The sequence below is a fragment of the Asticcacaulis sp. DW145 genome, assembly GCF_037101385.1.
Taxonomy (GTDB): Bacteria; Pseudomonadota; Alphaproteobacteria; order Caulobacterales; family Caulobacteraceae; genus Asticcacaulis; species Asticcacaulis currens.
On the sequence record NZ_AP029024.1, the window covers coordinates 1,820,635 to 1,842,345 of the forward strand.

Sequence of the window (21,711 nt, forward strand, 5' to 3'; positions counted from 1 at the left end):
TCCTTATGACCGATCAAGCCGTCGTCACATTGCCAAAAGGTCTCTATCCGGAGATCGAACCCTACGACACCGGCTATATGCCGACGGAGGGGAAACATCAAATCTATTATGAGCAAAGCGGTAACCCACAAGGGATTCCGGTGGTGGTGGTGCATGGCGGACCGGGCGGCGGGACCAGCCCCAACCTGCGCTGCTACTTCAATCCGAAGGCCTATCGCATCATCCTGTTCGATCAGCGCGGCTGCGGCAAATCACGGCCGCACGCCTCACAGGACCTGTCTCTGGAAGATAATACCACCTGGCATCTGGTCGCCGATATGGAATCGCTGCGGGAACGGCTGGGGGTCAATAAATGGGTGGTGTTCGGCGGCTCATGGGGGTCAACCCTGTCTCTGGCCTACGCCCTGACCCATACGCAGCGGGTATCGGCCCTGATCCTACGCGGCATCTTTCTGGTGCGGCAATCGGAGCTGGACTGGTTCTATCAGGGTGGCGCGGCCAACCTCTATCCCGACCTGTGGGAGCGCTTTGTGGCCCCGATCCCGCAGGCCGAACGCGGGAACCTGCTGGCGGCCTATATCAAACGGCTGAACGGTGACGATGCGGCTGAGCGCGTGCGTTGCGCGCTGGCGTGGTCGGGCTGGGAAGGCGATACCCTGTCGATCGAAGGCCCGCCAGAGGCCCCGACCAAGTTCACCGATCCCGACTTTGCCGTGGCCTTTGCCCGTATCGAGTCGTGGTACTTCCAGAACCGTGGCTTCTTTGAAAGCGATAACTGGATTCTGGAAAACGTTCACAAACTCAAGAACATCCCGGCGTGGATCGTGCAGGGCCGCTATGATGTGGTCACGCCGATGACCTCGGCCTGGGACCTGCACCGGGCGTGGCCGGAAGCGAAATTCCATCTGGTGAAAAAGGCCGGGCATTCCTCGTCCGATCCCGGCGTGCTCGATGGCCTCGTCGCGGCGGCGGACGAAGCGATAACGGTGGTGAGCTAAACGCTGGCCCGCATTTGCGTCCGCATCCACAGGCAGTAGAGGACACAGAGAGCCAGACCTGCCGCCATCGCACCGGTGCCAAAGATCATGGCCATGTCCAGCGGCGCGAAGGCCCAAAAACCGGCATAGATAAAGCCGCTGACCACCATCATCCAGCCGGTGAAGCGGTTCGCCTGCCGCCTCAAAGCACTTGGGACAATAACCTTCGGGACCCGATTGCCATAGTAAGCGACCACCAGACCATTCATAGCCACTGCGCGCAGAGCGGTTTCCGGATCAATCCAGCCGTGCGATCGGGCGAAACTGGCCAATAAGGCCAGACCGATCAAGGCTCCGGCCCAGATGAGGCCCGCAAAGATGTCTGTTTTCACTTCGCAACCTCCAGCTTGACAGCTCCGGGCTCTGCGGCGTCTGACCCCAGACCGAACGAATGGGCAAAGCCCAGCAGCGCCTCTTCGAGCACCGAGAGCTTCAGGTGATAGATGACCGACTTTCCCGCCTTTTCGGTGTGCACCAGATCAGCCTCTTTCAGCACGGCGAAGTGCGCCGACATGGTGGGTTTGGACACATCGAAATGGTCGCACAGATCACCGGCGCTCAGAGGCCCGCCTTGCAGCAGTTGCAAGACGCGGCGGCGCGTCGGATCGGAAAGGGCTTTGAAGACCAGATTCATGATTCGATAATTAGCTAATCGTCGAATTTATGTCAAGCGTGATGGCTTACGCCCTCACACCGGGTAGCTGGCTGGCCTGTTTGACCCAATCGGCGAACTGTTCGGGGTCGAAGCGGTCTTCGTAGATATCGTAATAGCGCACCTCGGCCTGTTTCGACGGACCCGGCGGTACCGGGTCGAGCGCGGTGCCGCGAAAGAAGCTGACCTTGATATAGCGGTCGAAACAGTGGAACCCCGTGAACCACACGTCCTTTTCGAGGCCGTAGAAGGGCGTGTTCCATTTGACCGCCTTTTCGACGCCGGGAACGGCCTGCGTGATGATCGCATCCATCTGCGCGCCAATGGCGCGTTTCCAGCCGGGCATGGCGGCGATATAGGTCTGCACGGGCGCATCGCCATAGCCTCTGGCGATCTGCGGATTGCCGCCAGAGAGGCGTTTGGGGGCGTTCTCTGTCATCTCACCCCTTCTGCGGGATACGCACCTCAAAGGATGTGCCCGACGGTCCGGTGTCGATCAGCTTGACATCGCCACCATGCGTCTGCGCCAGTTCGCGCGCAATGGCCAGCCCCAGCCCCGACCCGCCGGGGGTCAGGGATGTCGAAAAGGGCTGAAACAGCTTTTCGCGCACGCGCTCGGGAATGCCCGGCCCGTTGTCGGAGAGGACCAGAATCACCTCTTCCGCCGTCTTGACCGCGCTCAGCGTCACGCGCCCCACCGTCTTGCGGTTCGGCTGGTTTTCAATGGCCTGACGCGCATTGCGCATCAGATTGACCAGCAGGCGGTGGATATGGTCAGGATCGGCCTCAAAGAAAAAGCCCTGCTCCGCCTTCAGCGAAAAGCGCACGCGGTCCGGCGTGCGCGCATTGAGCGCCAGTCCGGCGTCTTCGGCGGCGGCCTCAGACAGGTCTTTCAGGCGCAAAATCTGGATGCGCGGCGGGATTTCGTCCGTCTTGCCGTAGTTCAGCACGTTTTGCGCCAGCGTCAGGGCGCGGTCCAGCGCCCGTTCCAGGCGCGGCAAGGCCTTGGTGACATTGGGGTCGCCGGAATAGGCCAGACGCTCAGACGCCATCTGCGCCGCCGTCAGCATGTTGCGCAGGTCGTGGCTGATCTTCGACACCGCCTGCCCCAGCGCCGCCAGTCGCGCGCGGGTGCGCAGCGCGTGGCCGACCTCCTGCTGCATCTTGAACAACTCTTCCTCAATCTGCCCGATCTCATCATGACGACCGGACAGTTGCGGCACGGCAGCACCGTCTTCGGGATTTTCCTTGAAGCGCGCGATCGAGCGCGTCAGTTGCCGCACCGGACGCACCACAAAGAAGGACAGGGCGGCAAAGATCAGGGCACCGGCGACCAGCGAAATCAGGAGCGACAGGCGCAGGATCGACCCCAGTTGTTCGCGCAACTCCTGTTTCAGTGGCTGGGCCGGGACGACGATTTCGATAATGTCGGTGCCCTTGCGCACCTTGGGTACGGCTTCAGTGCGGATCAGGCGGTCTTCGCGCCCCGACAGGGTCTTCCACGGCCCCCACAGATAGGTCAGGTCGTCGCTGAGGCCGCGCTCCTGATGACGGATGTCGATGACATCGGGTTCGACCGTGCTGCTGGGGTCGCGCAGAACGAACTGCACACCGCCGCTTTGCAGGGCGAGATAGGAGGCCCCGACGCTGTTCAGCAACTGGCTCGACAATTCGCGCGACACCGCCCCTTCGGCCGAGGCATCGAGCGCCAGAGAGGCGATTTCGGCCTGACGCACGCGGTCAATCAGCCAGCGTTCCTGATAGGCGGCGAGCGTCGGCACCATGATAATGACCACCATCACCGCCACGAACACCGCTGTCAAAGCCAGCAGGTGGCCCGACAGACCGCTGAAAAATGAGCGAAAATCGGTCCAGCCGCGTTTCAGATGCGGCCTGAGCGCCTTCCAGCGCCTGGCCAGAAAGGCTTGCAGACTGTGGTCGTGCCATTTGCGCGGACGCGGGCTGGCCGCCGCCCCGTCCTCGGCTTCACGCCACAGAGGGGCGCCCACGCGAAACCGCCGGCCCGGTGTCAGATCCTTGCGCGTGCCGTTTTCGATAAGGGTTTCGGTCAGATCGCTCGACATTCCGCTCTTGGGTGTGGCCGCTCAGACGACATATGTGTAGAGACACATATTAACACAAATCCGTGAAGGGTCAGTGTAAAATCACCCGGCGCGCGCTCACGGCCTCATAAAGATTCTGCGTCTGAGGTGCGAATCCCGGCGCATAGCCATTGACAAGCCCGCGCTCACGGTTTAGTGACGCCGCCTCTTCTTTCAACGATGGCTCGCACACACTGGGTTATCGTGTCCAAACCCCGGAGCTACAACCGTGAAACGCACTTACCAGCCGAGCCGTCTCGTCCGCAAGCGCCGCCACGGCTTCCGCGCGCGCATGGCCACCAAGAATGGCCAAAAAGTCGTCGCCCGTCGCCGTGCCAAGGGCCGCAAGCGCCTGACTGCCTAACCCGCAGTTCGGACCACCGACACAGGAAAAGGCCCTTGAAGCGATTCGAGGGCCTTTTTCGTTTGTGTTCACCCCTGCCCTTGGCGTGGGTGTCTAAGGCAGCGCGGTTTCTCCTCCCTGTTGCGAAGCAATGGGGAGGTGCTGAGCGTAGCGAAGCGGAGGGGGATGACTCAAGACCGTGCCTCAGCCCGAAACCCTGATCATTAGGCGCCTGAATCACAAGAGCAAAATGACTTTAAGCGGAATCGTCATTTCGCTCTAAATTTTTGTTTTGTCGCGATGTTTTTGCGGAAAACCGCTCACACTTTTCCGCACATCACTCTAGAGAGGGTGGTAAGAACTGAGCCATCCCCCTCCACCGCTGCGCTGCGCTAGCGGTCCCCCTCCCCACGGCTTACGCCGCAGGGAGGAGACAGGCCGCCACCCAGGTTCAAACGGCGATGATCAGGTATGGAGTCTATACATACATTCCCCACCTTTTCCCCTCAGATACAGGGACGTATAAGACGTTCAAATGACCTTTCCCGTTCTGAAAAACCGCAGCGATTTTCTGGCCGCCAACAAGGCGGCCTATCAGGCGCGCCCGACGGTGGTCATTCAGGCGCGCTTTCGCAATGACGGGGACGACACCATCCGCGTAGGCTTTACCGCCACGAAAAAGACCGGCGGTTCGGTTGAACGCAACCGCGCCAAGCGCCGGATGCGCGAAGCGGCCCGCGCCCTTTTGCCCGACCACGGCCGCCCCGGTCACGACTATGTCTTCATTGCGCGCGACGCAACCAAGTCCTGCCCGTGGCAAGGTTTGCTTGACGATGTCAAACGCGCCCTGATAAGGCTGTCGCCCAAAGTTTAACCCCTCTTCAGAGTCTCTCATGAAGCGCGACGACAATCGCAATATGTTCATCTTCCTCGCCCTCTCCATGGCGATCCTGTTCGGCTATCAGTTCTTTGTGGCCGGACCCAAGATGGAGAAGGAACGCGCCGCCGCCATGGCGCAGAAGAAGATCGAGGCCGCCAAGGCCCCCGTCGCCACGCCGGAGTCGCTGTTTGTCGAAGGCAAGCTGACGCGCGATCAGGCCGTCGCCGCCACGCCGCGCGTCGCCATCGACTCCCCGGCGCTGAAGGGTTCGCTGTCTCTGGCCGGGGCGCGCATCGACGACCTGTTCCTCAAGCAATATAAAGAGACGCTGAAGGCCGACTCCCCCAATGTCGAGCTGTTCCGCCCGCAAGGGGCCGAGCACGCCTACTATGCCGAATCGGGCTGGGTCGGGGCCAATGTGCCGGGCCTGCCGTCGGGCAACAGCGTGTGGACCGTGCTGTCGGGCAGCGTGCTGTCGCTGGGCAAGGACGTGGTCTTGGGCTATGATGCCGGTACGGGCCTGCGCTTTGAACGCCGCCTGAGCCTTGATGACAAGTATATGATCACCGTCACCGATACCGTGGTCAATGCCACGGGCGCGGCGGTGACTCTGGCCCCCTATGCCAATGTCGTGCGTCAGGGCGCGCCCGACGCGCTCGGCAAGAACATGATCCTACACGAAGGCGGTATCGGGGCCTTCTCCAAGGACGCCACGGGCAAGGCCTATACCACCCCGGAATTCAAGTTCCACAAGTGGGAAAAGGACGAGAAGAAGGCCGGTTTCAAGGCCGACTCCACCGGCGGCTGGATGGGCCTGACCGACAAATACTGGCTGGCCGCGGTCATTCCGGATCAGAAGGCGAAGATTCACGCCGCCATGAAGGCGACGGATCAGACCCCGGCCGACGAAAAGGACTTCAACTTCCTCTATCAGGCGGGCTATGTCGCCGACGCCGTGACGGTGCAGCCAGGTCAGCCGGTCAGCGTCACCTATCGTGTCTTTGCCGGTGCCAAGCAGGCCTCGCTTCTGGCCGCCTATCAGGACAAGCTGCACCTGCCGTCGTTCGACAAGGCCATCGACTGGGGCATGTTCTGGTTCTTCACCCGCCCGATGTTCTTCGTGCTGGACTTCCTGTTCAAATATGTCGGCAATTTCGGTCTGGCCATTCTGGGCCTCACCGTTCTGGTCAAGCTCATCTTCTTCCCGCTGGCGCATAAATCCTATGAGTCGATGACCAAGATGAAGATGCTTCAGCCCCAGGTCGAGGAGCTGAAGAAGAAGCACGAAGGCAATCCGCAGCAGATGCAGATTGAAATGATGGGCCTTTACCAGAAGGAAAAGGTCAATCCGATGTCGGGCTGTCTGCCCATCTTCGTGCAGATGCCGGTCTTCTATTCGCTGTACAAGGTGCTGTTCGTCACCATCGAAATGCGCCACGCGCCCTTCTTCGGCTGGATTCAGGATCTGTCGAGCAAGGACCCGACGACGATGTTCAACCTGTTCGGCCTGCTGCCCTACGATCCGGCCACCCTGCCGGTCATCGGCGGGCTGATGGCGACCTCGCTGCACATCGGCGTCCTGCCGCTGCTGTACGGGGCCTCCATGTGGTTGTCGCAGAGCATGAACCCACCGATGCCGGACCCCATGCAGCGCAAGATCTTCGCCTTCATGCCGGTGATGTTCACCTTCATCATGGCGCCGTTTGCTTCGGGCCTGCTGATCTACTGGGTGTGGAACAACGTCCTGACCGTGGCGCAGCAATACGCCCTGATGCGTCAGATGGGCGTCGAAAACCCGATCGACACCCTGCTGGGCAAGGTCGCCAAAACCAAGCCGAAGTCCGAAGCGGCGCACGTCATCGAGGTGGCGGAGGAAGCCATCCACGAAGGCGAAGTGACCCAAGGCACCCCGGCCCGCAAGCGCAAGCCGGCGGCCACGGGCAGCTCGGCAGGCGGCACCAAACGCACCCGCGGGACGAAAAAGGACTAAGGCGATCCGCTACCTACCGCCTTTTGCGCGGAGAGCCGGTCCTTTCTTATACCTCCCCAGCTTGCTGGGGAGGGGGACCGCACGAGATTGCCGAAGGCAAACGAGATGTGGTGGTGGGGGTTCTTCAATCTCCACCCCTTTGCTATTTGTAGCTCGCAAGATACCCCTCCCCCACGTGTTGGGAGGTATAGGTTTTAAAGGCCCGTCCATGACCGACGAAACGCAAAATAACGCTGAGACGCCCGCCGCTGAGACGGCTGAAGAGGCGCTCTATTCCGCCGAAACGCTCGAAGCCGCCCGCGTGCTGTTTGCGCGCCCGGCCACCTTCATGATGGGCGCGGCCAAGATCGAGCAACTGCCCGCCGCCGACCTGCCCGAAGTGACCTTTGCCGGGCGCTCCAATGTCGGCAAGTCGAGCCTGATCAATGCGCTGGTCGGGCAAAACCACCTGGCGCGTGCCTCCAACGAGCCGGGCCGCACGCGCGAAGTCAACTTCTTCGTGCTAGACGAAAAGCTGCGGCTGGTCGATCTGCCCGGCTATGGCTGGGCCAAGGCGTCCAAGGCCGAGGTCAAGAAGTTCCAGAATCTGGGGCGCGACTATCTGCGCGGCCGGCCGAACCTCAAACGCGCCTATCTGCTGATCGACGCGCGCCACGGGCTGAAAGCGGTCGATAATGAGCCGATGGACGCGCTGGACGTCGCCGCCGTCTCCTATCAGATCGTCCTGACCAAGGCCGACAAGATCAAGCCGCACGAGCTGAAGGCCGTCATCGAGAAGACGCAGGCCCAGATCAAAAAGCGGCCAGCGGCGCACCCGGTGGTGCTGGCGACCTCTTCGGAAAAAGGCCACGGCATCCCCGAACTGCGCGCCGAGATCATGACGACCTGCGCGGTCGCGCCGTAAGTCTCATTCATACCTCCCCGCCAGAGGCAGGGAGGTATAAGATAGCGCTCATGCACGCGCCCTTTGACGGTTCGCAGCCTCTGTTTCGTATCGGTCTGGCCCCGCTGGGAGACGCGGCGTGGCTGGAGCGTGATGAGCGCCTGCCCCGCTATCTGGCAGAAAAAGAACGCCTCTTGAGCCAGGACCGCGACGCCGTGTTCGGTGCGCAACCGGGCTCCGAAGCCGCGCAAGCCGAAGCCCTGCGTCTGATCGAAAGCACGCTCAACACCCCCGCCTCGCCGTCTGACGCCCCGCTGATGGCCGCGGCGCGACTGGTGGCCGAAGACCTGGCCATCTTGCAAAAATCGCCGGAAGGCTGGCGGCTGACGGCCGGCTGCATCTGCTTCCCCTCCTCGTGGTCGCTGCCGGACAAGCTGGGCAAGCCTCTGCATGAGGTGCATGGCCCGGTGCCCGATTTTCAGACCGGGACACGCAACGCCACGATCATCGAGCGCATTTTCGACAATCTGCTTCCCGATGAACCGGTCATTCGCTGGAACTGGTCGCTATACGGCACGGACACGCTGCACCATCCCCACCTGTCCCCACCGCAGCGCTTCGGACGCGGCGACCGCGCCGACACCGTCTATGTGCGCGTTGAACGTCAGACCTTGCGTAAACTGCCGCAGACGGGTGCGGTGCTGTTCACCATCGGCATCCACCTGACGCCGCTGGAGGCCATTGAGGCCCATCCGGAACGCGAACGCCTCACCGCAGGCCTGATCCGTCAGATCGAAGCCCTCGATGAGGCGCAAAGCGAATATAAGGGATTGCGCACCGAACGTGAGCGGTTACTGCACCGCCTCAGGGGTACGCCTATCCGCTAAAGGAAATTACAGGTCTTCCTTGAGGATGGCCATTTCGAACAGGTAGGAGCCTTCCTCGTCCTCATCGACATAGACGACGCCGACAAAGTCTTCGCCGATATAGACCTCGGCGGAGTCCTTCTGCTTGCGGGCACGGACCTCAAGGCCCTTGGTGCCGAAGGTCTGGGTCAGATAGGCTTGCACCTTGGTGATTTCTGCAGGCGTCATGTGATGTGTCTCTTGAATGGCGGGGCCCTGAACGATGCGATCAAAGCACGATTTCAGCGGGGCGGGGATAAGGTGTGTGTGTCTGTTTAGCCGCGAACGCCGCCAGAGGCAAACCCCAAGGCGCGCCCTTCCCCAAGCATTTGTGTTTCACTTAAAGCCTTAAAGCGCAAAATTCTCGCCGGGCCGCCCCAAGAGAATTTTGCTCGATATTGACCCCACCCAAAATGTATTGGCCGCAGGCCAAGACTTTTGGGTGAGTTAAATCACGTAGTCGTAAATGACGTCCGAAAGCGTCTGATCCATCGACCGGGCCGGGTCGGGGCAGGTCTGGCAGTTGACCAGCCGTGCCGGAACGCCGGCGGCTGTGCAGTGCGCCGGGACGGGCTTCAGGACCACCGAACCGGCGGCGATCTTGGCAAACTCACCGATCTCGATATTGCCGAGCACCTTGGCCCCGGCCCCCAGCAGCACGCCACGGCCGATCTTGGGGTGACGATCGCCCTGTTCAGAGCCCGTGCCGCCCAGCGTTACGCCGTGCAGCATCGACACCTCATCGCCCACCACCGCCGTTTCGCCGATGACGATTCCGGTACCGTGGTCCATCAGCACGCCCTTACCGACCTTTGCCGCCGGATGAATGTCGATCTGGAACAGCTCCGACACGCGGCTTTGCAGCAAGTGCGCCATGGTAAAGCGCCCGTCCTGCCACAGGCGGTGCGCGATACGATAGACTTGCAGGCTGAGGAAGCCTTTGAAGAACATGAAGGTTTGCAGATAGCCCTTGGCCGCCGGGTCGCGCTCATAGACGGCCTGAAGATCGGCCTCCGCCGCCTCGACCAGGGCGCTGTCGGCCTTGAGATAGCGCTGCACCATCTCGCGCACGGTCATGCCGCGCAGGGTGTCGTCGGCCAGCTTGCGCGCCATATGATAGGACAGGGCCGAGGCCAGATCGTCGTGCGACAGGATGGTCGAATGCAGCAGCGAGGCCAGACCCGGCTCCGACGCCACCACGTCGGAGGCTTCCTGACGCAGGGTCAGCCAGATCGGCTTGTCCTGCGGTGTAATCACCTCAAACGGTTGCGCCATCTTTGACCCTTTGCCTCACACAATCTTTGCTGCCAGCGACGCCTCCAGCGCCCCTGTGACAGCCATATGGTACACCCTCAGTACCGCCGCAACGGTTAAGGAGTCCCGTATCTGCCCTTTTATAACAGCTTCGAGCACGTCTTTGAAGGCAACCCGCGCGATTTCAAGGTTTTCAGTGTCGTCCCAGTCGGTTTCCCCTTCGCTCAGACCGGTGGCGAGATAGAGGATCGCCGTCTCGTCCGTGACCGAATTGCTCAGGTCGTAGCGCAGGATTTCGGTGAGCGTCGCGGCCTCAAGTCCTGTCTCTTCGCGCAGTTCACGCCGCGCCCCTGCCATCGGGTCTTCGTCGAAGTGCGCCCCGCCTTCGGGGATTTCCCAGCTCCAGGCATCAAACGCAAAGCGCATCTGCCCGACCATGGTCACCGTCCCGTCGTCGTGCAACGGCACCACGCCCACGGCGCGGTTACGGAAGTGCACGAAGCCGTAATGAGCGGGCTTACCCGTCGGTGCCACGGTTTCATGGCTTTCGACCGATATCCACGGCGTCTGATAGACGGTCCGCCCGACAAGGGTGCGCCAGCGCGGACGGGTGGCATCCTTTTCGGCGGAGTCCCAGCCCGGCAGGCTGTGTTCCTGACGGTGCGACACGGCACGCGGCGGAATGTCGTCGGAAAAGGTATCGCTCATCAGGGGCCTCCGGTCTGTCAAAACCTGCCAGTGCGGCCTATAAGAGATCAAGACCGTATTTGCGATGAAGAGTGTTTTATGACCGCCAAAGCCGATATTCGCCAACTGGACCTCGCTCCCATTCCTTTTGGCACGCCCCTGCCCGCTAAAATCTCGGCGCAAACCCTGGACCTGCTGCTGACGCGGCGCTCCACCCCGGCCCCGACGCTTGGCCTGCCCGCGCCGTCCGAAGACGAGATGGAGGTGCTGCTGAAGATCGGCTTCCGCGTGCCCGACCACGGCAAGATCGGCCCCTGGCGCATCGTGCGTTTCACGCCGGAATCGAAGGCGCGGCTGGTCGATAAGCTGCGCGCTCTGGCCGAAGCGCGCGGTGATAAGGTGCAGGCGGGCGCACTCCTCAAACTCTCCACACCGCCGCAAGCCCTGCTGGTGGTCTATTCGCCGGTTCAGCCGCACAAGATCCCCCTGTGGGAGCAAATGGGCTCGGCCTTCGCCATCTGTCAGAACCTGCTGATCGCGGCGGGGGCCATGGGCTATGGCGCCAACTGGATCACCGACTGGTACGCCTATGACGCCGAGGCCAAGGCGCTTTTGGGCCTCAAGGACGGCGAAGAGGTGGCGGGCTTCATCTATCTCGGCACGCCCACCGAAGCGCCGCTGGAACGCGATCGCCCGGACTATGCCGAACGGGTGAGCTTCTGGGAGGGGTGATTTAGGCCTCGGTAGAAGAGCCTCTGGCGGGCAGGGTCGCAGACCCTGCACCTTTTTCCTCTTGGCTCAACTTATGGATCAGAGTGAAAGAGGTGGCTGTTATGGGGTGGCTTGACCGTGTGTTTGGAAACGACAAAGATCGTTTCGCTCAGACCGTTATCCGTCATTTCAAAAAGAAAGGCTGGACGCAGCCCCTGACCTATGTCCGTGCGGGTTTTGCATTGCTTGTCGGCCAGGATCAGCGGCTCTTTTTGCAGAACAGCCATGCAGACTGGCAAAAAGCCGAAGACAAATCGGCACTGCTCGACCATTTGCTGAACATGGTCCTTGAGATGACGCAAGCGCGCATCGAGATGGATGATTTAGACGCCGTGTCGCCGCTTCTGCTACCCTCTTTGCGCCATCGCGGCTTCATGGAAAACATGTGGATGCAGGAGGGCCTCGGTGACGATCCCCCCACCTACAAAATGGCTCAGAAGCCCTTTTGTGAGCACATGAGCGAGATTCTGATTGTCGATAGCCCTTACAGCATTGCCACCTGTAGCGATCAAACCCTGCAACAGTGGGGGCGGACGTTCGAAGAGATGCGGTATGTGGCGCTTCACAATCTGCGGCAACAAAAGCCCGTCCGCTTTGCCTTGCAGGACGAAGGATTTTACGTTTCCGACTCAGGCGACTATCTTGACGCATCGCTGCTTCTGATGCCCGACGCTTTCACGCATCTGGACCTCAAAGGGCATCCTGTTGCCATTGTGGCGTCGCGATCTCTGGTTTTCACCGCCGGGTCAGAGGAGGCCGAGGCGCTCCGCCACATGGCCAAAGTGGCCCTGAACATCTTTTTGGAAGAAGCGCGCCCCATCGCTTGCGCCCCGGTCATGCTCTTAAACGGTGAGTGGCAGTTAATTGAGGATTTCTCTGGTCCACTGGCCGCGCTCAAGCCGCTGAAAACGGAGCAGGTCCTGTTCGATTACCGCGATCAGCACTTTGCATTGGCACGCTACATGGAGCGCACTGGACGGGATGTCTTCGTCGCGGATATTCTGACGTTTCAGGAAGAGGAAAGCGAAGACCAAACCTTGCTGGCTTCATTGGTCTGGGACGTTTCGGCTCTCATGCCAAAGGTCGATGCCTTTGTCGTTCAGGGGCCAGAAGAGGGGACAACGATCCTGCGCTCATGGGCACAGGTGATGGAGGTTTGCGGTGAAAAACCCATAGAACCCGACTCCTATCCCGCGCGGTATCTTTTTGCCGATGGCATCACCCCGGCGCAATGGGCGCGCCTTAAAAATGATTACCCGCACCCGGCCGAATTTATTCATATTCAAATACCTGAATAAGGTGCCTTCGGCCGGCAGGGTCACAGACCCTGCACCCGTTTCTCCACTCCCCCGTTGGCGCGAGAGACAGAACAAATCTATCCCCGCTGTTTGACGGCGGTCTATCCTCGCTCGGATGGACACAGCGGCAGACATCCCCGAGGCTCTAACACCGGAAACCCGGCGCGGGCATCTGCGCGCCATAGCCGACCGGATGTTGCTGGCGCTCAGCCGTGAGGCAGACCCCAAAACCGGCGAAGAAATCGAAAAAGGCATCCGCCGCGCTTTGCTGATCGAGCGGCTCTATGCCCGCTGCGACGCCACCGAAGCCAAGGCGATCAAAAACGCCGTGGCCCGTATCGAACGACCGGTAGCGGTGGGGAAGACCGCGTCTTCACCGGCCCCTGCCACCGGCAAAGAGACGCAGTTTGATATCGCCACCCGTGCGCTCGCCCTGAAGGCCAAAACCCTGCATCGCGCCGCCAAGGGCGACCCCGAAAGCCTCAGACAGTTCATGGCCCGGCATTTTGAGCCGCCCGTCGCACCCGCGAAGACCCGCAAAGACACGTCGTAATTCTTATACCTCCCCAACGTGTTTGGGGTATAGCGCCAGCGAAAGTATAGCTTTCGCCAGCGTTGGGACCGCGTAACGCTCGAAGCCTCAGGTGCGGGAGTGGGTGGCCTTTGAAAACGTCTCAGCCTTGCCCTTTTTGAATTTCAGAAAATCACCCCCCCACCACATCTCACCTGTCTTCGCCAAGGCTCAGACAGGCTCGTGCGGTCCCCCTCCCCGCCCAAGGGCAGGGAGGTATAATTGACCCTCACCCCCGGCCGCGATAGGTGGCCACGCCGAAGTCGGGGATCAGCACGCCCTTCGGCGGTTCGGTCGTTTGCCAGAAGACGTCAATCGGGATGCCGCCACGCGGATACCAGAAGCCGCCGATCCTGAGCCACCGCGGGGCCAGCAGGTCGCGCAGGCGCTTGGCGATATAGATGGTGCAGTCTTCGTGGAAAGCCCCGTGATTGCGGAAGGCCGTCAGAAACAGCTTCAGCGATTTCGACTCGACCAGCCACTCGCCCGGCACATAGTCGATCACCAGGTGCGCGAAATCGGGCTGCCCCGTCACCGGACACAGGGACGTGAATTCCGGGGCGGTAAAGCGCGCCACATAGTCAATATCGGCGTGCGGATTGGGTACGCGCTCCAAAACGGCGCTGTCCGGGTCGGTCGGCGCGCCCAACTGCTGGCCCAGTTGCGTCAGATTATCGGTATAGTGCGCCATGAACGACCTTTCCTTTTCATTCGAATAGGATAATAATTAAGCGAATACAACAGTTTACTTAAGGGCAAGAAACGACCATGGCCATTCCGGATACCCTGAAAGCGGGCCTCAGCCTCCCCGCCATTGCCGCGCCGATGTTCCTGGTCTCCGGGCCGGAGCTGGTCATTGCGACGTGCCGAAGCGGCATGATCGGCACCTTCCCGGCGCTCAATCAGCGGACCACTGAAGGCTATGCGCAATGGCTCGACGAAATTCAAGGGGCGCTGACGCCTGAGGATGCGCGCTTCGGCGTCAATATGATCGTCCACCCGACCAATTCAAGGCTGATGGCCGATATGATGGTGACGGTCGAAAAGAAGGTGCCGCTGGTCATCACCTCGCTGGGGGCGGTACGTGACGTGGTCGATGCGGTGCATTCCTATGGCGGCGTAGTCTTCCACGACATCACCACCGTGCGCCATGCGCAAAAGGCCGCCGAGGCCGGTGTGGACGGGCTGATCCTTGTCTGTAACGGCGCAGGCGGCCATGCCGGCACCTATAACCCCTTCGCGCTTCTGGGTGAGATCCGCCAGTGGTACAGCGGCACCATCGTCCTGTCGGGCTGCCTGTCGCGCGGGTCGGACGTGGCGGCGGCGCTGATGATGGGGGCCGACCTCGCCTATATGGGCACGCGCTTTATTGCTACCGAAGAGGCCATGGCCAGCGACGGCTACAAGACCATGCTGACCCAGTCGTCGGCCAAGGACATCGTCTATACGCCGGCCATTTCGGGTGTGCCCGCCTCCTTCCTGCTGCCCTCGCTCGAAAGCCACGGTATCACCAAAGACATGCTGAAGGACATGACCACCAAGATGGACATGGACCACGAGATGAGCGACGAGGCCAAGGCGTGGAAGACCCTGTGGTCGGCGGGGCAAGGCACGGGCAATGTGCGCGACATCCTCCCCACCTCTGAATTGATCGCGCGGCTGAAAGCCGAGTTTAACGCCGCCCGCGCCGAGTTTACGCAGAAGGTTGGCTGAGTTTTCGCGCCTTATTGCCGACACAAAGCGCCGTTACCGCGAGTATTGTGACACTTTTATTGCAACTTGGGCGCGGGCTGGCTGTGGCTTCGGCGCTGATGGCCACACCGGCTATGGCCGACCCGGCGGGCATAGCCGACTGGAGCGATGACTGGACCGAGGCCTTGCAGGGCTGGAAGTTCGGGGCGCAACTGGGTGTGGCCACGGATTCGGGCAGCAAGGGCATTTCAGAAACGCAAGGCAACGGGCAGGTGTCGGCGGCGGTGACCGCCTCGCGCGACTGGGCCTATGTGTCGGCGCGCCTGAAGACCGTGCGCGGTTCGGACGGCAGCGACGATCAGAGCGCGCTGGCCATCGGTGGCCGCTGGTCGGTCGGGCCGGATATCCACCTCAACAGCCAGATCATCTATAAGGTCAATGGCGGCGCGCGGCCGGGCAGCGATACACACTTCGTCGAGTGGCAGAGTGAGGCCAGCCGCACCTTCGGGCGCACGACGCTGAAGGCGCTGACCATCTGGTCGCCGGATTCATCGGGCGCGACCAAAGCGGCCTTCTATTATGAACTTGGGGCGGCGCAGAAACTGTCGGATCGCTGGAGCGCGTCAGGCGGCATCGGCGAGCGGCGCACCGAGCCCAAACGCACCTACACGGCGTGGAATGCCGGGGCAACGCTGGCGCTGAATGCCAAAATGTCGCTGGATCTGCGTTATTACGACACCAACCGCCATGACTATTCCAAAGCGCACGGCGACCGCTTCGTGGTGGCCTTGCAACGACGGTTTTAACTCCCTCCTCCCTGTGCCGAAGGCATGGGGAGGAGGGGGCGAGCCTGCGAGCAGGCGGAGGGGGCGTACGCCATAGCCACAAAGCCTGTGGCCTTAGCCATAACCTTCGGCACTATGCACCGCGCTAGGCCGAGGCCAGGCTGCGCTGGATGTCGGCCACGGCCTCTTTGAACGCATCGCCGCGCGCTTCGAAGTCGGTGAACTGGTCCTGAGAAGCGCAGGCCGGGGACAACAGCACCACCTCTTCCTTGCCGGACTTTTCCGCCGCCGCAAAGGCCTGCGCCACGGCGGTGAACAAGAGGCGCGACTGGGTACAGGGGGCCGCCGTACCGATGGTCTTTTCAAACAGCTCCGCCGCCTCACCGATCAGATAGGCGTGCTTCACGCGCGGGAAGAGGTCTTTCAGCTCCTCTATGCCGCCCGCCTTGGCGCGGCCACCGGCGATCCAGTAAAAGCCGTCATAGCTTGACATAGCCTGACGCGCCGCATCTGCATTGGTGGCCTTTGAGTCGTTGATGAAGCGCACATTCTTGATGCGCCCGATCTCCTGCATCCGGTGGTCGAGGCCGGGGAAGGACCGGATGCCCGCCACAATCGCTTCGACCGTCAGGCCCAGCGCCCGGCAGGCCGAATAGGCGGCGCAGGCGTTTTGCCAGTTGTGGCGGCCCGTCAGGGTGCGGACGGTTTTGAGGTCGATGATCTGACGCGCGCGGTCGGTCGTGGCGTCGTAGATGACGCCGTTCAGCGCATAGACGCCGCGCCCCAAGGTGCGCCGCGATGAAATGGGGATGAGATTGACCGAATGGTGCGCGGTCATTTCCGTCACCACGGCCTGCGACCACTCATCGTCCGTGCCGACCACCGCCGTCTGATGCGCCGTCTGGTTCAGGAAGATACGCTTCTTGGCCTTGATATAGCCGTCCATATCGCCATGCCGGTCGAGATGGTCAGGCGAGAAGTTCATCAGCACCGCCACGTCCGGGCGGAAGGTTTGGGTCAGGTCGAGCTGATAGGAGGAGGTTTCGATGACGTAGACCGTCCCGGCGTGCATTTCCGGCAGATCGAGCACGCCGATGCCGATATTGCCGCCGATATGGGCGTCGCGCCCGGCAGCCTTGAGGATATGGCCGATCAGGGCCGTCGTCGTCGATTTGCCGTTGGTGCCGGTGATGGCCACGGTCTTCGGGCGCTGCTTTTCCGGCAGGGTGTTTAGCGTGCGCGCAAACAGCTCGATATCGCCGATGACCGGCACATCGGCTTCCTGCGCCGCCTTTACGGTCCAGTGCGGCTCCGGATGGGTCAGGGGCACGCCCGGCGACAGCATCAGGGCGTCGATTTCCGACCAGTCGGCGACCTTGAGGTTTTCGATGGTGAAGCCTTCCTTCGAGGCGCTGAGCATCGACTGCGGCTTGTCGTCCCACAGAAGCGGCTCGGCCCCGCCGGCCTTCAGCGCGCGCGCCGCCGACAGGCCGGACCGCCCCAGACCGAAAATCGCTACGCGCTTGCCTTCAAAACCTTTGACGGGGATCAAACCGATGTCTCCATACCGATACCAACGGCCGAAGATGCTGACTGCATCTGGCCGGTATGACTCAGAACCACCCCACCACCGCATCTCATTTGCTTCGCAAACTCGTGCGGTCCCCCTCCCCGCCAGCGGGGAGGTGTAAGGGGTCTACCGTGTACCTCCCCGGTTTACCGGGGAGGGGGACCATTGGCGGAGCCAATGGGGGTGGGGTGGCTACACTTTTATCTCAGCTTCAACGTGGCCAGACCGACCATGGCCAAAATCCCGGCGACGATCCAGAAGCGGATGACGACCGTCGATTCCGCCCAGCCCTTCTTTTCGAAATGGTGGTGGATCGGCGCCATCAGGAAGACCCGCTTGCCGGTCAGCTTGAAATAGCCGATCTGGATCATGACCGACAGGGCTTCGACCACGAACAGGCCGCCGACAATGGCCAGCACGATCTCGTGCTTGACGGCCACGGCGGTCATGCCGAGCCCGCCCCCCAGGGCCAGCGAACCCGTGTCGCCCATGAAGATCTTGGCCGGCGGGGCATTGTACCACAAAAAGCCCATGCCCCCGCCGATGACCGAGGCCAGAAACACCGCCACCTCACCCGATCCGGGCACAAAGTGGACGTTAAGATAGTTGGCGAAGACATAGTTGCCGACGGCGTAGGAGATGATGCCAAACGTCCCCGCCGCGATCATCACCGGCACGATGGCCAGCCCGTCCAGCCCGTCGGTCAGGTTGACGGCGTTCGACGCGCCCACAATGACCACGGCGGCAAAGACGATGTAGAAGTAGCCGAGATTGAACAGCACATTCTTGAAGATCGGCACGGCCAGAGAGGTCGAAAGCCCCGATGAGGTCGGCGACTGCGGCCCGTAAAAGACCAAAAGCGCGGCCGCTATACCGGCCACGATGAACTGCGCAATCAGCTTTTGCGACCCCGACAGACCGGCCGAGGACTGCTTGGTCACCTTGGCATAGTCGTCGATAAAGCCCAGAAAACCGTAAATCATGGTGACGCCCAGCACCACCCACACGGTCAGGCTGCGCAGGTCCGCCCACAGAAGCGTCGCCACCAGAATACCGGCCAGAATCATCAGCCCGCCCATGGTCGGCGTGCCCTTCTTGGTCAGCAGGTGCGATTGCGGGCCATCTTCGCGGATCGGCTGCCCCTTGCCCTGTCTGGCGCGCATCCAGCGGATAAACCGCGAGCCGAGACCCACCGCCACCAGATAGGAGGTGATGATGGCCAGGCCGACGCGCACGGTCTGATATTTCAGGAGATTGAGCAGCGGCCAGTGATCCAGCGCCGCGAAATGCTCATACAGAAAATAAAACATAGAGTGTCCCTAAATCAGAAGGCTCTTGGCAATCAGGCCCGCCTTCGATCCGTTGGAGCCCTTTATCATAACAATGTCGTTCGCGCGCAAGGCCGATTTCAGCGGTTCCAGCAGTTCCGCCGCCGTGGCCGCATAAGCCCCGCGCTGCGCCTCCGGCAAGACGTCCCACAGGGCACGCATCAGCGGTCCGGCGATGAACACCTGATCAACACCCGCCGCCGCCAGCGCCGGGGCCAGACCCGCGTGCCGCTCGGCCTCATCGGGACCCAGTTCCAGCATGTCGGTCATTACCGCGATGCGCCGCCCGCCCGCCGCCAGCGGACGCGCTGACAAGGCGTTGAGCGTCGCCACCATGGAGATCGGGTTGGCGTTGTAGCTTTCGTCGATGAGCGTCACCTGACCGCCAGTGACGGCAATCTTGTGCTCGGCCCCGCGCCCGTCCAGCGCCTCAAAGGCCGAAAGGGCGGCGAGCGTCGTCGCCGTCTCGACCCTCAGTGCTTCGCACATCAGCAGCACCGACAGGGCGTTGAGCGCCTGATGCCTGCCCGTATGGGCCAGCGTAAAGGCGATATCGCGCCCGTGCAAAGTGGCGGTGACCTGAGCGCGGCCATCGACCACCTCATGGCTGATCAGGCGTGCGTCGCAGCCTTCGGCCTCGCCGAAGCGCTGCACCCTGGCGCCCATTTCGCTCGCCCGTTCGTTCAATTCGGCAAACCAGTGGTTGTCGGCGTTGAGAATGGCCAGACCGCCGTATTTGAGGCCGTCGAAAATCTCGGCCTTGGCCTTCATCACCCCTTCTTCGCCATCGGGGAAGTTCTCGGTGTGCACGGCGCCGACCGTCGTGATGATCACCGCATCGGGTTCGACCAGCTCGGACAGGGGCGTGATCTCATTGGCGTGGTTCATACCGATTTCGAACACGGCGCGTTCCGTATCGGCGGGCATACGCGCCAGAGTCAGCGGCACGCCGATATGGTTGTTGAAGCTCTTGACCGCCGAATGGGCGCGTCCGGCGCGGCTCAGGGCCGCCATGACCATCTGCGTCACCGAGGTCTTGCCGACGCTGCCGGTCACCGCCCCTCTCAGGGCCGGGGCGCGGTCGCGGGCATAGGCCCCCAGCTTTTCCAGCGCCTTAAGCACGTCCGGCACCATCAGGCACGGGCCGCCTTCGACCGGCTTGCGCGTGATCGCACACACCGCCCCCTGCGCGAAGGCCTGCGCCACGAAGTCGTGCCCGTCACGCACGCCGGACAAGGCCAGAAAGATATCGCCCGGTTGCACCTGACGGCTGTCAAAGGTGATGCCGGTGGCGCGAATGGCGCTGGCGTCGCCGCTCAGGCCCGCAAAGGTGCCGCCTGTGGCCTTGAGCAGTTCGGTTCCGGTCCAGAGAGGTGTCATCTTTACTCCTCCCCCTCCCTTGAGGGAGAGGGGGTTTATGCGTTCAAGGCTTCGAGCACTACACCGGCGTCGTCGAAAGGCAAGACCTTTCCGGCGACGATCTGTCCCTGTTCGTGGCCCTTGCCCGCCACAACCAGCACATCGCCGGTTTTCAGGCTGGCCACGGCTTCGAAAATGGCCTGACGGCGGTCGCCGATCTCAAGCACGTTAGACGACTGCGTTCCGGCGAGACCGGCCATGATCTCGGCGCGGATGGACGCCGGTTCTTCGGAGCGCGGATTGTCGTCGGTGACAATCACGCGGTCGGCCAGCCGCTCGGCAATGGCCCCCATCTGCGGCCGCTTGCCGCGATCGCGGTCGCCGCCACAGCCGAAGACACAGACCAGACGCCCCTGCGTGTGCGGGCGCAGCGCCTTCAATACCGTCTCAAGCCCGTCCGGCGTATGGGCGTAATCGACATAGATTTCGGCGCCATTGCCGGTCGAACCGACGCGCTCCAGCCGCCCGCGCGCCCCGGTCAGGTGCGACAGCGCCTCCAGCACCGGCTCGACCTTCTGACCGGCGGCCAGACACAGGCCCGCCGCCACCAGCGCGTTCGACGCCTGAAACAGGCCGGCCAGTTTCAGCTTGACCTCAAACTTGCGGCCCTGATGCTCAAGGTAGAGGATCTGCCCGTCCACCGTCAGATCGCGGTGGGTCAGGGTCAGGTGCTGCCCGCGCTCGCCGACGCTGAGCAGCGAAGCCCCGGCGGTGATGGCCGAGGCGGCAAAGGCATTATAGGCGTCGGAATCGGCATTGAGCACCGCCGTGCGGCCGCGCGGCAGGAGTTGCTCGAACAAACGCAGCTTGGCGGCGCGATAGGCCTCCATGGTGGCGTGATAATCGAGATGGTCCTGCGTCAGGTTGGTGAAGCCCGCCGCCGTCAGGGTGACGCCATCGAGGCGACGCTGATCAATGCCGTGCGAGGAGGCTTCGAGCGCCAGATGCGTCACGCCGTCGCGCGCCAGTGCGGCCAGATGCTCGGCAATGTCGGCGGCGTCGGGCGTGGTCAGGCCTGGCGGTGTGATGGCGTGCTCTGCCGCGCCGTTCTGAGTGACGATGCCCAGCGTTCCGACGCTGGCCGAATGGTAGCCCATATGGGCGAACATCTGACGGCAGAAGGTGGCGACGGATGTCTTGCCATTGGTGCCGGTGACGGCGATGCAGGTTTTGGGCTGCGCACCATAAAAGGCCTTGGCCGCCAGGGCATAGGCGCGGCGCACATCGTAAGCCGTCAGGATATTGGACGCGGTCGCGGGCGTATCTTCGGGGGCCAGAACGGCGGCCGCCCCCTGCGACAGGGCCTGAGGGATAAATTCCCGACCGTCGCGCGCCGAACCCGGCAGGGCGCAGAACAGCGTCCCCGGTCCGACCTTGCGGCTGTCGGCGGTCACGCCGGTCACGACCGGATCCACGTCCAGATCGCGCCTCAATATGTCCGACAGGCGTAGCCCGCTCATGGTTTCATTCCCTTGTTCATACGCGCACCATCCGAAGCGCCATCCGTAAAAGTGGGCACCACTTTTCGGAAAAATGGCGCGACC

At 62.1% G+C, this 21,711-nt stretch carries 23 protein-coding genes; 11 read left to right on the top strand and 12 right to left on the bottom strand.

Annotation, left to right across the window (positions count from 1 at the left end; genetic code table 11):
- Positions 1 to 5: 5 nt before the first annotated feature.
- Complete coding sequence (gene pip / locus AACH73_RS08415) at positions 6 to 998, top strand: prolyl aminopeptidase (RefSeq protein WP_338734555.1); 993 nt, start codon at positions 6 to 8, stop codon at positions 996 to 998.
- Here the strand turns inward: pip and AACH73_RS08420 are convergent.
- From AACH73_RS08420 to AACH73_RS08435, 4 genes are read right to left on the bottom strand one after another with little or no spacing between them, the layout of a single operon-like run.
- Positions 995 to 1,369 carry an ammonium transporter gene (locus AACH73_RS08420; protein WP_338734557.1) on the bottom strand — a complete coding sequence of 125 codons (375 nt, stop codon included), beginning with the start codon at positions 1,367 to 1,369 and terminating at the stop codon, positions 995 to 997. The genes pip and AACH73_RS08420 overlap by 4 nt on opposite strands.
- Positions 1,366 to 1,671 (bottom strand): autorepressor SdpR family transcription factor, encoded by a 306-nt coding sequence (locus AACH73_RS08425; protein ID WP_272741441.1) that lies wholly within the window; start codon positions 1,669 to 1,671, stop codon positions 1,366 to 1,368. Before AACH73_RS08425 ends, AACH73_RS08420 begins: the two co-directional genes overlap by 4 nt.
- Before the next feature lie 46 nt (positions 1,672 to 1,717).
- Positions 1,718 to 2,128, bottom strand: a complete 411-nt coding sequence (locus tag AACH73_RS08430; protein WP_272741442.1) for a DUF1801 domain-containing protein — start codon at positions 2,126 to 2,128, stop codon at positions 1,718 to 1,720.
- A 1-nt stretch (position 2,129) separates the two neighbouring features.
- Positions 2,130 to 3,773: a HAMP domain-containing sensor histidine kinase gene (locus AACH73_RS08435; protein WP_272741443.1), complete on the bottom strand. Its 1,644-nt coding sequence runs from the start codon at positions 3,771 to 3,773 to the stop codon at positions 2,130 to 2,132.
- Between the two features lie 247 nt (positions 3,774 to 4,020).
- Between AACH73_RS08435 and rpmH the strand changes: the two genes are divergently transcribed.
- From rpmH to AACH73_RS08460, 5 genes are all read left to right on the top strand, one after another.
- Positions 4,021 to 4,155: a 50S ribosomal protein L34 gene (gene rpmH / locus AACH73_RS08440; protein ID WP_013479320.1), complete on the top strand. Its 135-nt coding sequence runs from the start codon at positions 4,021 to 4,023 to the stop codon at positions 4,153 to 4,155.
- A gap of 514 nt (positions 4,156 to 4,669) precedes the next feature.
- Positions 4,670 to 5,008 carry a ribonuclease P protein component gene (gene rnpA, locus AACH73_RS08445; protein ID WP_338734558.1) on the top strand — a complete coding sequence of 113 codons (339 nt, stop codon included), beginning with the start codon at positions 4,670 to 4,672 and terminating at the stop codon, positions 5,006 to 5,008.
- A 19-nt stretch (positions 5,009 to 5,027) separates the two neighbouring features.
- Positions 5,028 to 7,004 (top strand): membrane protein insertase YidC, encoded by a 1,977-nt coding sequence (yidC, locus tag AACH73_RS08450; protein ID WP_338734559.1) that lies wholly within the window; start codon positions 5,028 to 5,030, stop codon positions 7,002 to 7,004.
- A 208-nt stretch (positions 7,005 to 7,212) separates the two neighbouring features.
- Positions 7,213 to 7,908 (top strand): ribosome biogenesis GTP-binding protein YihA/YsxC, encoded by a 696-nt coding sequence (yihA, locus tag AACH73_RS08455; protein WP_338734560.1) that lies wholly within the window; start codon positions 7,213 to 7,215, stop codon positions 7,906 to 7,908.
- Positions 7,909 to 7,958: 50 nt separating this feature from the next.
- On the top strand, positions 7,959 to 8,774 hold the full coding sequence (locus AACH73_RS08460) for a DUF3445 domain-containing protein (protein WP_338734561.1): 816 nt from the start codon (positions 7,959 to 7,961) through the stop codon (positions 8,772 to 8,774).
- 6 nt (positions 8,775 to 8,780) lie between these two features.
- Here the strand turns inward: AACH73_RS08460 and AACH73_RS08465 are convergent, their stop codons facing one another.
- The 3 genes from AACH73_RS08465 to AACH73_RS08475 all read right to left on the bottom strand — a co-directional run bounded on the left by AACH73_RS08465 (position 8,781) and on the right by AACH73_RS08475 (position 10,754).
- A complete protein-coding gene (locus AACH73_RS08465) occupies positions 8,781 to 8,981 on the bottom strand; it encodes a DUF3126 family protein (RefSeq protein ID WP_272741450.1) in 201 nt (66 codons plus the stop codon).
- A gap of 258 nt (positions 8,982 to 9,239) precedes the next feature.
- Entirely contained in the window at positions 9,240 to 10,067 is an 828-nt protein-coding gene (gene cysE, locus AACH73_RS08470; protein ID WP_126419648.1) for a serine O-acetyltransferase, read from the bottom strand.
- Positions 10,068 to 10,082: 15 nt separating this feature from the next.
- Positions 10,083 to 10,754, bottom strand: a complete 672-nt coding sequence (locus AACH73_RS08475) for an NUDIX hydrolase (protein WP_338734562.1) — start codon at positions 10,752 to 10,754, stop codon at positions 10,083 to 10,085.
- A gap of 78 nt (positions 10,755 to 10,832) precedes the next feature.
- Here AACH73_RS08475 and AACH73_RS08480 point away from each other — a divergent pair, with 78 nt between their 5' ends.
- From AACH73_RS08480 to AACH73_RS08490, 3 genes are all read left to right on the top strand, one after another.
- Entirely contained in the window at positions 10,833 to 11,465 is a 633-nt protein-coding gene (locus AACH73_RS08480; protein ID WP_338734563.1) for a nitroreductase, read from the top strand.
- Positions 11,466 to 11,566: 101 nt separating this feature from the next.
- Entirely contained in the window at positions 11,567 to 12,802 is a 1,236-nt protein-coding gene (locus AACH73_RS08485) for a hypothetical protein (protein ID WP_338734564.1), read from the top strand.
- Positions 12,803 to 12,917: 115 nt separating this feature from the next.
- A complete protein-coding gene (locus AACH73_RS08490; protein WP_338734565.1) occupies positions 12,918 to 13,355 on the top strand; it encodes a hypothetical protein in 438 nt (145 codons plus the stop codon).
- 247 nt (positions 13,356 to 13,602) lie between these two features.
- Here AACH73_RS08490 and queF read toward each other — a convergent pair whose 3' ends face one another.
- Positions 13,603 to 14,064 (bottom strand): preQ(1) synthase, encoded by a 462-nt coding sequence (queF, locus tag AACH73_RS08495; protein ID WP_013479332.1) that lies wholly within the window; start codon positions 14,062 to 14,064, stop codon positions 13,603 to 13,605.
- Positions 14,065 to 14,141: 77 nt separating this feature from the next.
- Here queF and AACH73_RS08500 point away from each other — a divergent pair, with 77 nt between their 5' ends.
- The gene (locus AACH73_RS08500; protein ID WP_272741456.1) at positions 14,142 to 15,086 is read left to right on the top strand and encodes a nitronate monooxygenase family protein; all 945 of its coding nucleotides are present in this window, start codon (positions 14,142 to 14,144) and stop codon (positions 15,084 to 15,086) included.
- A gap of 47 nt (positions 15,087 to 15,133) precedes the next feature.
- Positions 15,134 to 15,871 (top strand): TorF family putative porin, encoded by a 738-nt coding sequence (locus AACH73_RS08505; RefSeq protein WP_338734566.1) that lies wholly within the window; start codon positions 15,134 to 15,136, stop codon positions 15,869 to 15,871.
- 124 nt (positions 15,872 to 15,995) lie between these two features.
- Here AACH73_RS08505 and murD read toward each other — a convergent pair whose 3' ends face one another.
- The 4 genes from murD to AACH73_RS08525 form a co-directional block, all read right to left on the bottom strand.
- A complete protein-coding gene (gene murD, locus AACH73_RS08510) occupies positions 15,996 to 17,402 on the bottom strand; it encodes a UDP-N-acetylmuramoyl-L-alanine--D-glutamate ligase (RefSeq protein WP_272741458.1) in 1,407 nt (468 codons plus the stop codon).
- A gap of 218 nt (positions 17,403 to 17,620) precedes the next feature.
- Positions 17,621 to 18,730 (bottom strand): phospho-N-acetylmuramoyl-pentapeptide-transferase, encoded by a 1,110-nt coding sequence (mraY, locus tag AACH73_RS08515; protein WP_272741459.1) that lies wholly within the window; start codon positions 18,728 to 18,730, stop codon positions 17,621 to 17,623.
- A 9-nt stretch (positions 18,731 to 18,739) separates the two neighbouring features.
- Positions 18,740 to 20,128 carry a UDP-N-acetylmuramoyl-tripeptide--D-alanyl-D-alanine ligase gene (gene murF / locus AACH73_RS08520; RefSeq protein ID WP_272741460.1) on the bottom strand — a complete coding sequence of 463 codons (1,389 nt, stop codon included), beginning with the start codon at positions 20,126 to 20,128 and terminating at the stop codon, positions 18,740 to 18,742.
- A 35-nt stretch (positions 20,129 to 20,163) separates the two neighbouring features.
- Positions 20,164 to 21,627 (bottom strand): UDP-N-acetylmuramoyl-L-alanyl-D-glutamate--2,6-diaminopimelate ligase, encoded by a 1,464-nt coding sequence (locus tag AACH73_RS08525; protein WP_272741461.1) that lies wholly within the window; start codon positions 21,625 to 21,627, stop codon positions 20,164 to 20,166.
- Positions 21,628 to 21,711 lie beyond the last annotated feature (84 nt).

What these genes read in the sequence shown, in the direction of transcription:
- AACH73_RS08425 (WP_272741441.1), bottom strand. Translation starts at nt 1,671, where the DNA reads ATGAATCTGGTCTTCAAAGCCCTTTCCGATCCGACGCGCCGCCGCGTC.
- AACH73_RS08525 (WP_272741461.1), bottom strand. Translation starts at nt 21,627, where the DNA reads ATGAGCGGGCTACGCCTGTCGGACATATTGAGGCGCGATCTGGACGTG.
- AACH73_RS08460 (WP_338734561.1), top strand. Translation starts at nt 7,959, where the DNA reads ATGCACGCGCCCTTTGACGGTTCGCAGCCTCTGTTTCGTATCGGTCTG.
- AACH73_RS08430 (WP_272741442.1), bottom strand. Translation starts at nt 2,128, where the DNA reads ATGACAGAGAACGCCCCCAAACGCCTCTCTGGCGGCAATCCGCAGATC.
- murF (WP_272741460.1), bottom strand. Translation starts at nt 20,128, where the DNA reads ATGACACCTCTCTGGACCGGAACCGAACTGCTCAAGGCCACAGGCGGC.
- cysE (WP_126419648.1), bottom strand. Translation starts at nt 10,067, where the DNA reads ATGGCGCAACCGTTTGAGGTGATTACACCGCAGGACAAGCCGATCTGG.
- queF (WP_013479332.1), bottom strand. Translation starts at nt 14,064, where the DNA reads ATGGCGCACTATACCGATAATCTGACGCAACTGGGCCAGCAGTTGGGC.
- AACH73_RS08475 (WP_338734562.1), bottom strand. Translation starts at nt 10,754, where the DNA reads ATGAGCGATACCTTTTCCGACGACATTCCGCCGCGTGCCGTGTCGCAC.
- AACH73_RS08485 (WP_338734564.1), top strand. Translation starts at nt 11,567, where the DNA reads ATGGGGTGGCTTGACCGTGTGTTTGGAAACGACAAAGATCGTTTCGCT.
- mraY (WP_272741459.1), bottom strand. Translation starts at nt 18,730, where the DNA reads ATGTTTTATTTTCTGTATGAGCATTTCGCGGCGCTGGATCACTGGCCG.
- yidC (WP_338734559.1), top strand. Translation starts at nt 5,028, where the DNA reads ATGAAGCGCGACGACAATCGCAATATGTTCATCTTCCTCGCCCTCTCC.
- AACH73_RS08465 (WP_272741450.1), bottom strand. Translation starts at nt 8,981, where the DNA reads ATGACGCCTGCAGAAATCACCAAGGTGCAAGCCTATCTGACCCAGACC.
- AACH73_RS08500 (WP_272741456.1), top strand. Translation starts at nt 14,142, where the DNA reads ATGGCCATTCCGGATACCCTGAAAGCGGGCCTCAGCCTCCCCGCCATT.
- pip (WP_338734555.1), top strand. Translation starts at nt 6, where the DNA reads ATGACCGATCAAGCCGTCGTCACATTGCCAAAAGGTCTCTATCCGGAG.
- rnpA (WP_338734558.1), top strand. Translation starts at nt 4,670, where the DNA reads ATGACCTTTCCCGTTCTGAAAAACCGCAGCGATTTTCTGGCCGCCAAC.
- AACH73_RS08480 (WP_338734563.1), top strand. Translation starts at nt 10,833, where the DNA reads ATGACCGCCAAAGCCGATATTCGCCAACTGGACCTCGCTCCCATTCCT.
- yihA (WP_338734560.1), top strand. Translation starts at nt 7,213, where the DNA reads ATGACCGACGAAACGCAAAATAACGCTGAGACGCCCGCCGCTGAGACG.
- AACH73_RS08490 (WP_338734565.1), top strand. Translation starts at nt 12,918, where the DNA reads ATGGACACAGCGGCAGACATCCCCGAGGCTCTAACACCGGAAACCCGG.
- AACH73_RS08435 (WP_272741443.1), bottom strand. Translation starts at nt 3,773, where the DNA reads ATGTCGAGCGATCTGACCGAAACCCTTATCGAAAACGGCACGCGCAAG.